The following is a 12,461-nucleotide window of genomic DNA, read 5'->3' as shown; positions in this document are numbered from 1 at the left end:
TAAGTCATTTAAGCGTTGTAAAAAAAAATCCTGTGATAAAATGAAAATAGGAATCGTTTACGTATCTTATTAGAGAAGAGGAGAAAAATGAAAGCAGAAATCATAGCTGTTGGTACAGAGTTACTATTAGGACAAGTCGTCAATACGAATGCAACATTTTTATCAGAAGAATTAGCAGATCTAGGAATCGAGGTGTATTATCATACGGTTGTAGGAGACAATCCTCAGCGTTTAGAAAGTATTTTAGAGGAAGCACAAGAGCGAAGTGATTTAATCGTTTTATGCGGTGGATTAGGACCCACAGACGATGATTTAACCAAAGATACTGTTGCAGCACACATACACCATACCTTGATCCAAGATGAACAAGCACTTGCTCGACTTCATGAGTTTTTTGCGTTTTCAAAAAATAAAATGACAGAAAATAATTTAAGACAAACGCTGATGATTGAGGGAGGGCTCGCAGTGCAAAATCCTACAGGCCTAGCAGTTGGAACCTTGATCACCGAACAGGGGACGACATATTTGCTATTGCCAGGACCTCCGAATGAGTTAAAGCCCATGTTTCAACAATATGCTCGTCCATTATTAGAAGAGCTTTTCCCACAAGAAGAACAACTGATATCCAGAGTGCTACGCTTTTATGGCATTGGTGAATCTCAGCTCGTTACCGAGCTAAAAGAGTTGATCGATACACAAACCAATCCAACGATCGCACCATATGCTAAACCCAATGAAGTAACCTTACGCTTAACGGCTAAGAGTGGGGATGAAAAAGTCGGTCAACAGCTATTAGATAGTCTGGAAGCTAGTGTTATGGCTCTAGTAGGCGAGTATTTCTACGGCTATGGAGACGAAAATAGTTTAGCCAAGGTCACAGTAAAAGAATTGAAGAAACACAAAAAAACGATAACAGCTGCTGAAAGTTTAACAGCAGGTCTCTTCCAAAGTACGCTAGGTGATGTTCCCGGTGTCTCAGACGTTTTTAAAGGGGGATTTGTTACGTATTCTGCTGAAACAAAAGCAGCTTTTCTAGGTATTGACCGCTCGCTGCTTGAAAAAGAAGGAACAGTCAGTGAAGCTTGCGCCATTGCCATGGCTGAACAGTCAAGGATAGCAGCAGACGCAGATTTTGGTGTTTCGTTTACAGGGGTAGCAGGTCCGGATGAATTAGAAAATCAGCCAGCTGGGACTGTTTGGATCGGTTTAGCTGAAAAAGGCAAACCAACGATTGCTTTTTTACAACATTTTAATCGTGATCGTCGCTCGATTCGTCAAAGTGCTGTAATGAAGGGTCTTTCTCTAATTTTACAAGCAGTAAATAAGAAAAAATAAAAAGGCGAATGTTTGTTCGTTTTTCTCTTGCTTTTTTTAAATAAACCAGTTATGATATATTTATTGAAAAGGAATTTAAATCGTTTATATATAAGGAGGATTATCGATTGGCAGATGATCGTAAAGTGGCCTTAGATGCCGCACTAAAAAAAATCGAAAAGAACTTTGGTAAAGGTTCAGTAATGAAATTAGGGGAGAAGATCGATCAACAGATCTCAACTATTCCTAGTGGCTCTCTAGCTTTAGATGTAGCCTTAGGTGTTGGCGGCTATCCCCGCGGACGTATCGTTGAAGTTTATGGACCAGAAAGTTCTGGTAAAACAACTGTAGCGTTACACGCAATCGCGTCTGTCCAACAACAAGGCGGAACAGCCGCATTTATCGATGCGGAGCATGCGTTGGATCCTCAATATGCTCAAGCATTAGGTGTAAATATCGATGAGCTACTTCTTTCACAACCTGATACTGGTGAACAAGGCTTAGAAATCGCAGATGCATTAGTTTCCAGTGGGGCAATCGATATCGTCGTAATTGACTCTGTAGCGGCTTTAGTTCCTCGTGCTGAGATCGATGGCGAGATGGGTGCTAGTCATGTGGGGTTACAAGCACGTTTGATGTCACAGGCTTTACGTAAGCTTTCAGGTTCTATCAATAAGACTAAGACAATTGCGATCTTTATTAACCAAATTCGTGAAAAAGTCGGCGTTATGTTTGGTAACCCAGAAACAACACCGGGTGGTCGCGCCTTGAAGTTCTACGCAACAGTTCGTCTAGAAGTCAGACGTGCAGAGCAATTGAAGCAAGGTACTGACATTATCGGTAACCGCACAAAAATCAAAGTCGTTAAAAATAAAGTAGCACCACCATTTAAAGTGGCTGAAGTTGATATCATGTACGGTCAAGGAATTTCTCAAGAAGGAGAATTACTTGATATGGCTGTCGAAAAAGACATTGTTGATAAGAGCGGAGCTTGGTATAGCTACAAAGAAGAAAGAATCGGTCAAGGTCGTGAAAATGTTAAAGTCTACATGACTGAGCATCCAGAAATGGTCGAAGAAGTTTCAAAACGTGTCCGTGATGCATTTGGCATCGGTGACGGAACGGGTATTGTTGAGGAAGAACAAGCACAAGAAGAGCTTCCTCTTGACGAAGAATAATCTAGATAATAAAATAAACCCACCAAAGCTAGTATAAGCATTTTGTGGGTTTGTTTTTTCGTGTAGCGGAAATTCTGTTCCACATCGAAGCTCTTTCAATAGGAAAGGGCTTTTTTAAGTTGACACACTGGGTGACAAACATTAGAATAAAGTTGTGTGCAAAACACGTATGCAAGTAGGCATATTGATAATTGATTATAGTTTATCAGAAAACTACATGAATATTGAAAAATTGAAGATAGTACGGAGGTGGAAACAATGGGTTTAGAAATTCTCCTCGCTATCATCGGTTTAGTTGTCGGTCTTGGTTTAGGGTTAGTCGTTGCAAAATCACGTCACGAAAAGGCTATAGATGGTGCAAAGTCTTCTGCGGAAGGTATTCTTGAAAGTGCCGCTAAAGAAGCAGAAACTCTGAAAAAAGAAGCTTTATTAGAAGCTATGGAAGAAAGCCAAAAGTATCGGTTAGAAATTGAAAGTGAGTTGAAAGAAAGCAAAGTAGAACTTAAATCTCAAGAAAATCGTTTATTACAAAGAGAACAAACATTAGATCGTAAAGATGACTCTCTTGAAAAACGTGAACACTCACTGGAAGAAAAAGAAGAGAAACTTGGTGCCAAACGGCAATTAATTGATGAGCGAGAAAAAGATGTAGAAGAACTAGTTGAAAAGCAACACCAAGAAATAGAACGCATTGCTTCACTATCAAAAGACGAAGCAAAAGATATCATCATGAAATCAACTGAAGAAGAATTAAGTCATGAATTAACGGTCATGGTCAAAGAATCTGAACAACGCGCTAAAGAAGAATCAGATCGGAAAGCCAAAAATTTACTTTCTCTAGCAATTCAACGTTGTGCAGCAGATTCAGTTTCCGAAACAACAGTCTCTGTGGTTAGTTTACCTAACGATGAGATGAAAGGAAGAATCATTGGTCGTGAAGGACGTAATATTCGTACATTAGAGACCTTAACAGGAATTGATTTAATCATTGATGATACGCCGGAAGCTGTGGTACTTTCTGGATTTGATCCGATTCGTAGAGAAATCGCTCGGATGACACTTGAGAAATTGATTCAAGATGGTCGAATCCATCCAGCCCGCATTGAAGAAATGGTTGAAAAATCTCGTAAAGAAATGGATGAGCGTATCCGTGAATACGGTGAACAAGCAGCCTTTGAGGTTGGTGCGCACACATTACATCCAGACTTGATCAAAATATTGGGACGTTTACGTTTCCGCACAAGTTATGGGCAAAATGTATTGAATCACTCAATCGAAGTAGCAAAATTAACAGGTGTCTTGGCTGCAGAAATCGGTGAAGACATTCAATTAGCTAAACGTGCCGGACTATTACATGATATTGGTAAAGCGCTAGATCATGAAATTGAAGGCTCTCACGTAGAGATTGGTGCAGAATTAGCTGCTAAATACAAAGAAAATTCAACAGTCATCAATGCGATTGCATCCCATCATGGCGATGTAGAAGCAACCTCTGTTATTTCTGTCTTAGTTGCTGCAGCAGATGCATTATCAGCTGCTAGACCAGGTGCTCGTAGCGAGTCAATGGAAAACTACATCCGACGCTTAGAAAACTTAGAAAATATTTCTAATGGATTTGAAGGTGTGGAATCTAGTTTTGCAGTACAAGCCGGACGCGAAGTCCGTGTAATGGTTAAACCAGACGAAATTACAGATTTAGAAGCTGTTCGTTTAGTTCGAGATATTCGTAAGAAAATCGAAGATGACTTAGATTATCCAGGTCACATCAAAGTGACGGTTATTCGAGAAACACGTGCAGTAGATTATGCAAAATAATTAAAATGAATAAAAAAGAAGCGAGCCCTTTAAGTGTTCGCTTCTTTTTTCTGTAACAGTTAAATTAGAAAAAATTCAGAATATTTTTACTAAACTGACTATAGTATTTTAATTGCGATAACCTTAAAATTTTGTTATATTCTTTATAGCTTTTATTAAAATTGGGGGTTTTTTAGATGAAATTGAAGAAAAGTGCCTTACTAGGACTAATTGCTGTTTCAAGCATTGCCCTAGCTGCATGTGGCGGAAACGCTAAAAGTGCAGATAGTGGATCAGGCAGCGAAGAAAAAGTATTTAGATTTATTGAAAGACAAGAAATGCCAAGTGCGGATCCTTCATTAGCAACAGATGAAGTGAGTTTTGTTGCACTGAATAATGTTTATGAAGGAATTTACCGTCTAGATAAAGAGAGTAAACCTCAACCAGCTGGAGCAGCTGAAATGGCCGAAGTTAGTGAAGATGGCTTAACATACAAAATTAAATTAAGAGAAGATGCAAAATGGACAGATGATAAACCTGTAACAGCAGCAGATTTCGTGTATGGCTGGCAAAGAACAGTTGATCCTGCTACTGGATCAGAGTATGCTTATATGTTTAATTCTGTAAAAAATGCTGAAAAAATCTCTAAAGGTGAAATGAAAAAAGAAGAACTAGGGATAAAAGCCGTGAGTGATTATGAATTAGAAATTACTCTAGAAAAAGCAACACCTTACTTTGATTACCTATTAGCTTTCCCTTCATTCTTACCACAAAGACAAGATATTGCTGAAAAATATGGCAAAGATTATACAACTGCCAGCGATAAATCTGTCTACAACGGTCCTTTTACATTAACTGACTTTGATGGACCAGGAACAGATACAAGCTGGTCTTATTCAAAAAATGACAAATATTGGGATAAAGATACGGTTAAATTAGACAAAGTGGCAATCGATGTTGTAAAAGAAGCGCCAACATCATTGAACTTATTCCAAGATGGTCAAGCAGATGAAGTGCCGCTATCTGGTGAATTAGCGCAACAAATGAAAAATGACCCAAACTATATTATTTTAAAAGGTGCGTCAACATTCTATCTTGAACCAAATCAAATCGAAGAAAATTCACCTTACCGCAATGTGAACTTGCGTAAAGCGTTATCTTATGCAATCGATCGTAAGGCTTTAGTTGACCAAATCTTAGCAAATGGCTCAACTGTTCCAATAGGCCTAGTTCCAGAAGGCTTAGCAGTTAATCCAGAAACAGATGAAGACTTTGCCAAAGAATCAGGAAACGAAGTCGTTTATGATGTGGATAAAGCAAAAGAATCATGGAAAAAAGCAAAAGACGAGCTAGGTATTTCAACATTATCTGTAGATTTATTGATTGATGATACCGATAATGCCAAGAAAATGGCTGAATATCTTCAAGGTTCACTGTCTGAAACATTGGATGGGTTAAAAGTATCGGTTAGTCCAGTACCGTTTTCAGTCCGTTTAGATCGTTCAAATAAAGGTGACTTCGAAATCGCTGTTAGCGCTTGGGGTGCAGATTATGCTGATCCAAGTAGTTTCCTAGATCTATTTGTAACAGGGAACTCATACAATAGAGGACATTATTCAAATCCTGAATACAATAAATTAGTAGAAGCTGCTGCAACAACCAATGCAAATGATCCAGAAGCACGTTGGAAAGACATGCTTGAGGCAGAAAAAATTATTATGGATGATATGGGCGTTATTCCGTTGTATCAAAAAGCGGAAGCACATCTTCGTTCTGAAAAAGTCAAAGATGTTGTTTACCACTCAACTGGTGCAAAATATGACTTTAAATGGACCTATATCGAAGATTAATTAATTAAAAATTAGAATGGTATTCTACTTAAAAGAGATGAGAGCAATGTAGTGACCCCAAAGAGTTAGACTTTTTTCGGAGTAGAGAAATCTACTCCGTTTTTTATTCGTTATTAAGCTGCTTTACTTTCGGCTATTCGAAACTGTACAGGACTTTTCCAGTTCAGTTTCTTTTTCATTCGTTCGTTGTTGTAATAATAGATATAGTTATCAATTGCCGTTTTTAGTTCTTCAAAACTAGAATAGGTTTTCCCGTGATAAATTTCTTGTTTTAAAAGACTAAAGAAGTTCTCCATGATTGAGTTATCTAGACAATTGCCTTTTCGAGACATACTTTGAAAAATGTTCTGTTTCTTCAGTTTATAGCTGTAAGCTTTCATTTGATACGCCCAACCTTGATCTGAGTGAAAGGTGCGACGATAAGGACAATCATTCGTCAGTTTGATTGCTTCTTCTAATCCTTCCATTATTGCCAGTGCATTTGGTTTTTCTGAGATACGATAAGAAAGAATTTCACTATTATACATATCCATAAAAGGATCTAAGTATAACTTTTTTTGACGAATGATCCCTTTGGGATCACAATCAAAATACTTTAATTCTGTTGTATCTGTCGTTATTTTTTGATGACAAACACTCGTGTAAAAGCGACGTTGGATTCGGTTCTTGGCAATCGTTCCAACTTTTCCACGATACGAGCTATAGCGACGGGATTTCCGTGTATAAGAGCGGACTTCAATCCTTAGCTTTCGAATTAAGCGTTGAACTTTCTTTTTATTCACGTGGAATCCTCGGCTCCTTAGTTCGTTCGTCATTCGTAAACAGCCGTAATCTTTATGCTTTTGACGAATATGAAGCATCTCTGTTTCAATTTCCTGATTTGGATTTTTTCGGTCAAACCGTTTTTGCCAATACATAAAGGTTGATTTAGAAAAATTCAATGCTTCAAGAAGCTCAACTAATTTGAACTGTCCTCGGAGGCTTGCGATGATTCGCGCGATTGATTCACTCGTCGTTGTTGAGCTTCCTGTTTTCGCAGCTTCCTCAGTTCTTTTAAAAAGGCATTTTCAATTTGAAGAGTACGAACCTGCTTTTCTAATTCTTTGATGCGATTCTGTTCTTCTAGCGTTTCTTTCATTAAATGCTTCTTTGTCTGTTCTTCTTTTTTTGGCACGGTAGATAGACGCCCTTTCTCTTTTGAGAGCCCATCGATTCCTTCTTTTCGGAATTTTCGCATCCAATTGGCAATAAGAGTTGGATTATTCATTTCAAGAATATTGGCAACTTCACGATAGGAGAGCTCACTTGTTTGATATAACTCTATCGCATTTAGCTTGAATTGAACAGAATAATTCTGATTTTGACGTTTTCGTAAAAGACCTTCTTCACCGAATTCTTGATAAGCATTGATCCACCTATGGACTTGTTCCGCCGCTTTAACCCCATGCTTATTTGCTAAAGCTTGTATTCCTCCTTTCCCTACCAGATATTCTTGAACAATTTTTAGTTTAAGTTCAAAGCTATATTTAGACATAAAAATACCGACCTCCAAAAAATTAGATTTTTGGTCTAACTTTTTGGGGTCGGTTCACAACTTATACAGTTGTCTACTCATCTCTTTTTTGTACTTTAGATTATTGGATAAGTCTTTATAATTGTAAGAGTTGTATTTTCGCCGATAAATAGTCACATGACAAATGTCATATACATCCATGACAAGATCCTCTAACGCGCGCCCTCATAATCAGATAAGATAAGGACATAAGCAAAGGGGAGAGAAAAAATGATCACAGTCACTAAACTCACAAAAATAATGAACAAAAAAACAATTTTAAACAAAGTTTCGCTAACCGTAAATAAAGGGGAAATCATTGCCTTAGTTGGTCCAAATGGTGCAGGGAAAACTACTTTGATCAATTGCTTAACAGGATTGATCCGTCCAACGGCTGGGGAAATAAGTCTCTTTGGTACAAATCCATTGAATAAAAAAAATAAAATGAAATTAGGCGTGATGCAGCAAGAAAGCACAACTTTAGAAAATGTCAAAGTCAAAGAATTACTGACTCTTTTCCGCAGTTTTTATCCAGATCCACTTTCTCTAGAAGCGTTGTTAGAGATAACGGGATTAAATGAACATCAAAATACGTATACAACGAAACTATCGGGTGGGCAAAAACGTCGGTTAACGTTTGGTTTATCAATTATCGGAAAGCCAGAACTGCTTTTTCTAGATGAACCGACAACAGGAATGGATGTGACTAGCCGTCAACTGTTCTGGGAAAAAATCAATCAACTAAAAGAACAAGGAAAAACGATCATCCTAACCACGCATTACCTAGAAGAAATTGAAAAAGTAGCCACTCGAATTTTATTGATGAAACAAGGTGAAATCGTTCATGATGGTACTTTAGAAAGTATTCAGTCTGAAATGCTGCAAAATAAATTGAGTTTTCAGTTGTTAGACAAACATGCCGAAGTAAAACTAGCAGATTTACCTTATGTATCAACAGTCGAAAAAGTAGAAAACAACATAACGCTATACTCGTCAAACAGTGATGAAACCCTTATAGAGTTGTTCGCTACAGAAATTAAGTTTAAGAATTTATTGATTATTCCAGGGAATTTGGAGAGGGTCTTCAACACCTTAGTCGAGGGGGAAAACAATTGAACACATTGATTGTACTAACCAAAACAGATTTAAACCGCTCTTTATTTAGGAGTAAACCATTTATCTTCTTTTCATTAGGAATGCCAGTGGGCTTTTATCTGCTATTTACTAAAGTATTTAATATGGGCGTTCCAACAGAATATATGGCTGTTTTTTATAAAGAAAGTATGATTCAAATGGCAACCTATAGCGTAATGATCAGTTCATTATTTTCCTTTTCAATGACCTTGATCGAAGATCGGAAACAAGGTGTGAAGCAGTTTTTACGTCTTTCACCTATGCCGGAGAGTATTTATTATGCGAGTAAGGTCGTAACTCAGTTTTTGATCAACAGCTTATTATTGAGCGTTATTTTTCTAGTCGGGCATTTTGTGAATGGTGTTCAAATGCCTGTCATTGCGTGGCTCACTAGTGCTGTATGGATTTTATATGGTTGTTTGCCAATCGTCGCATTAGCTACGATCGTAAGTCTTGTGAAAGACCCCAATACGGCTAGTGTACTGAACAATATGATCTTGATGCCGCTTGCAATCGTGAGCGGATTATGGTGGCCAATCAAAATGTTCCCAGAAGTGATCCAAAAAATTGCGGCAGGGTTACCGACTTTTTATGCAGCACAAGGAGCAAAGCAATTAGCAGAAGGGCAGTTACCTGATGGCAAAGGAATAGTGATCATCTTCATTTATTTTGTAGGAATTATGGTATTATCAACATATCTGAATGGTCGTAAAGAAGAAGTAAAACGTTAGGGGAAAGTTATGATTGGTAAGTTTAGGTTGTATCCGAAAGAAGATGGCTTTGTTTCATTTATATGGTTGATTTTTATTTTGATTCCGATTATCGCAATGTTTCCATACGATAATTTTGATAAGCAGTTAGCACTTTTTACTTTAGGGATTTTTGTTGTAACCTATCGAAATTGTTTATTTAACGGGAAATGGTTTCCAATTTGGATGGCTTTGATGTATGGGATATCATTGTTTTATACACTATACTTTGGGTATATCTACTTGTTTATTTATCCAGCGTGGATGATCGGGTTTATTCCGATGAAGAAAAATGTCTTTAAGTATTATTATATGGCGTTATTAGGTACGTTGACACCTGTGCTGTTTAATTTAAGTAATTTACCGGAATATATGGCTCAAGATTTAAAGATCACGATGTTTGTTTATGGCTTTTTCATCTGTGCAGCACCTTTTGCGGGTCGCTCAATCCGTAAACAAGCTGAATTACGTAAACAAATGTATCAGTCTACCCAACGGATGGAATATGTGATCAAACAAGAAGAACGTTATCGAATCGCTAGAGATTTACATGATACACTGGGACAATCCTTATCGATCATGACAATCAAAACAGAGTTAGCAGGGAAGTTGTTAGATAAAGATTTAGAGTTGGCAAAAAAGGAAATCGCAGAAGTCACCGAAACTTCAAGAGGAACCCTACAAACTGTGCGGGAAATCGTTTCAAGTATGCGTCATGTGTTGATTGCTGAAGAAATGATCACGATTGAAAAAAGCTTACGGGCTGCCAAAATCATCTTATCCACAGAGGGTGAAGAATTAACAAGCGAGATTTCTACAGATATTCAAAATACCCTAAGTTATTGTTTACGTGAAAGTGTTACGAATGTGATTCGGCATAGTAAAGCAAGCCATTGTAGGATTGTTATAGAAAAAAACGCAACTGAATATACTTTTATAATCGAAGATGATGGCAATGGAATGAAACATTCTATACAGGGCAATGGATTAACAGGGTTGCGTGAACGAATCGAAAGTATCTGTGGAAAACTCGAATTTACGCAAAAAAATGGGACGAAGGTTCAATTTACAGTTCCTGTGGATAAAAAAGAGGAGACAATCAATGATTAAATTAATTATCGCAGAAGACCAAGGCTTACTCTCGTCTGCTTTGGCGACGATTTTAGGTTTGGAAGATGATTTGGACGTTGTAGGAATTGCTAAAAATGGTGTGGAGGCACTAGAATTGATTGAAAAGCATCAGCCAGACATTTGTTTGACAGATATTGAAATGCCGTTGAAAACAGGATTGGATATAGCAGAAGAATTACAGTATCAGAAGCAAAAAGTGATCATTTTGACCACGTTTGCTAGAGAAGGCTATTTTGAGCGTGCGGTTAAAGCAGAGGTATCAGGATATCTGTTAAAGGACACCCCGACAGATGAACTGATTGGAAATATTCGAGCCGTGATGCAAGGGAAAAAATTTTATTCGCCTGAACTTGTAACAGGCTTGTTTTCCCAACAAGAAAATCCTTTGACAGAACGAGAACAAGAAGTTTTACTGGCAATTGGAGAAGGATTGTCTTCTAAAGAAATTGCAGAGAAATTATTTTTGACTGCCGGAACGGTAAGGAATTATATGTCTGAGATTTTGAGTAAATTAGATGCAAAAAATCGAATCGAAGCGGTAAGTATTGCAAAGGAAAAAGGCTGGATTTAACTTGTAGTGATAAAGAAAGCACATAGATGGAAGAGTATTTCTAATGATTGTTTGTAACACTTCGATCATCAGATTTTCACTGGATGACCGAAGTCTAAACTTACTTCTCCTTCTCAAAATTGAAATGAATCCACCAAACAACTCACAAATTCCTCATAAGAATCGGCTTTTAATAGCGAATCAATCGTTTCAGGATTATCCAACGATTCAATAATCAAATTGAAAATCTTTCGAAACTCCTTACGCTCGGACGTATTCATGGCGATTATTACAATGATTTGGACCTATTCTTCGTCCCAAAGCATAGGTTCTTCATTGAATCGTATTTATCAACGACCACTGCTGATTACAGAAAATGGGGTGGGCGCAATTGATACACTGACTGAAGAGAAAAAAATCCATGATACTTATCGCAGTGAATATTTGAAAAAGCATGTAGAACAAGTTTGTTTCGCAATTGTTCAAGATGGGATAGAGATTTTTGGTTTCTGTCCGTGGTCATTTATTGACTTGGTTAGTACCACAAGTGGTTTTAGAAAACGGTAGGGATTTGTTTATGTGGATCGGACGGATACTGCGCTTAGAGAATTGACTAGACATCGAAAAGACAGTTTTTATTGGTATCAAGGAGTTATTAGGAGTAATGGAAAAGTGTTGTAACTATAAATAAAAAAACAGATCAGATTCTATTTGGGGGAGAATCTGATCTGTTTTTTTGAGTTAGCGGGTATTCTTTAATAGACAAGGTCACTCTATAGCTGAGAATCTCCCGGTTAATTCTCATTAAAAATATCTGTCACTTTCTTCCCCAACGAAGTAGCAATATTAAGCGCTAGAGAATCAGAAGGTTTGTATTTTCCCTTTTCTATACTTTGAATCGTTTGGATCGAAACATTTACTTTATTCGCAAGCTCCTCTTGAGTTAGCTCTTGACTGGTTCTAGTTTCTTGTAAATTATTTTTGTTTTTGATTGTTTTTTTCATAGAATGCTCCTCTCTTTTTTATCGTTATTTTTGGTAATAAATAGTGAGCGTAAAATAAAAACAGTAAAATTTAATTATAAAATATATACTAAAACGCTCTTTTTGTGTTATATTTAGTACGTAGCATTGAGCTGCACCGAAAGAAATTGCTTTCTTTCCTAATCGACTTCTAGCATGAATAACTTCCCCAAATTTCATGATTGCT

At 37.3% G+C, this 12,461-nt stretch carries 11 protein-coding genes and 1 pseudogene; 9 read left to right on the top strand and 3 right to left on the bottom strand.

Going from position 1 to position 12,461, the window contains the following annotated elements:
* The first annotated feature begins 87 nt into the window (after nt 1-87).
* From IGJ55_RS15740 to IGJ55_RS15725, 4 genes are all read left to right on the top strand, one after another.
* On the top strand, nt 88-1,335 hold the full coding sequence (locus tag IGJ55_RS15740; RefSeq protein ID WP_069640378.1) for a competence/damage-inducible protein A: 1,248 nt from the start codon (nt 88-90) through the stop codon (nt 1,333-1,335).
* 107 nt (nt 1,336-1,442) lie between these two features.
* A complete protein-coding gene (recA, locus tag IGJ55_RS15735) occupies nt 1,443-2,492 on the top strand; it encodes a recombinase RecA (protein WP_069640377.1) in 1,050 nt (349 codons plus the stop codon).
* A 258-nt stretch (nt 2,493-2,750) separates the two neighbouring features.
* Nucleotides 2,751-4,307: a ribonuclease Y gene (rny, locus tag IGJ55_RS15730; RefSeq protein ID WP_069640376.1), complete on the top strand. Its 1,557-nt coding sequence runs from the start codon at nt 2,751-2,753 to the stop codon at nt 4,305-4,307.
* A 176-nt stretch (nt 4,308-4,483) separates the two neighbouring features.
* Complete coding sequence (locus IGJ55_RS15725; RefSeq protein WP_429948345.1) at nt 4,484-6,136, top strand: ABC transporter substrate-binding protein; 1,653 nt, start codon at nt 4,484-4,486, stop codon at nt 6,134-6,136.
* Between the two features lie 113 nt (nt 6,137-6,249).
* Here IGJ55_RS15725 and IGJ55_RS15720 read toward each other — a convergent pair whose 3' ends face one another.
* Both IGJ55_RS15720 and IGJ55_RS15715 read right to left on the bottom strand, forming a co-directional pair.
* On the bottom strand, nt 6,250-7,125 hold the full coding sequence (locus tag IGJ55_RS15720; protein ID WP_430608171.1) for an IS3 family transposase: 876 nt from the start codon (nt 7,123-7,125) through the stop codon (nt 6,250-6,252).
* On the bottom strand, nt 7,095-7,670 hold the full coding sequence (locus IGJ55_RS15715; protein WP_430606831.1) for a transposase: 576 nt from the start codon (nt 7,668-7,670) through the stop codon (nt 7,095-7,097). Before IGJ55_RS15715 ends, IGJ55_RS15720 begins: the two co-directional genes overlap by 31 nt.
* A gap of 249 nt (nt 7,671-7,919) precedes the next feature.
* On the opposite strand from IGJ55_RS15715, the gene IGJ55_RS15710 reads away from it, so the two are divergent.
* From IGJ55_RS15710 to IGJ55_RS15690, 5 genes and pseudogenes are all read left to right on the top strand, one after another.
* A complete protein-coding gene (locus IGJ55_RS15710) occupies nt 7,920-8,804 on the top strand; it encodes an ABC transporter ATP-binding protein (protein ID WP_430606830.1) in 885 nt (294 codons plus the stop codon).
* Entirely contained in the window at nt 8,801-9,553 is a 753-nt protein-coding gene (locus tag IGJ55_RS15705) for an ABC transporter permease (protein WP_430606828.1), read from the top strand. Before IGJ55_RS15710 ends, IGJ55_RS15705 begins: the two co-directional genes overlap by 4 nt.
* A gap of 9 nt (nt 9,554-9,562) precedes the next feature.
* The gene (locus IGJ55_RS15700) at nt 9,563-10,681 is read left to right on the top strand and encodes a sensor histidine kinase (protein WP_430606827.1); all 1,119 of its coding nucleotides are present in this window, start codon (nt 9,563-9,565) and stop codon (nt 10,679-10,681) included.
* Nucleotides 10,674-11,273, top strand: coding sequence for a response regulator transcription factor (locus IGJ55_RS15695; RefSeq protein ID WP_430606825.1), 600 nt, complete (start codon nt 10,674-10,676; stop codon nt 11,271-11,273). The genes IGJ55_RS15700 and IGJ55_RS15695 overlap by 8 nt, the downstream gene beginning before the upstream one ends.
* Nucleotides 11,274-11,531: 258 nt before the next feature.
* Nucleotides 11,532-11,933: pseudogene (locus tag IGJ55_RS15690) on the top strand (family 1 glycosylhydrolase).
* Between the two features lie 113 nt (nt 11,934-12,046).
* On the opposite strand, the gene IGJ55_RS15685 reads toward IGJ55_RS15690, so the two are convergent.
* Nucleotides 12,047-12,256 carry a helix-turn-helix transcriptional regulator gene (locus tag IGJ55_RS15685; protein WP_069640366.1) on the bottom strand — a complete coding sequence of 70 codons (210 nt, stop codon included), beginning with the start codon at nt 12,254-12,256 and terminating at the stop codon, nt 12,047-12,049.
* Between the last annotated feature and the right edge of the window lie 205 nt (nt 12,257-12,461).

It is taken from the genome of Enterococcus sp. AZ170, from assembly GCF_050545135.1.
Classification (GTDB): domain Bacteria; phylum Bacillota; class Bacilli; order Lactobacillales; family Enterococcaceae; genus Enterococcus_L; species Enterococcus_L ureilyticus.
This window is presented reverse-complemented; position numbering and strand designations above follow the sequence as displayed.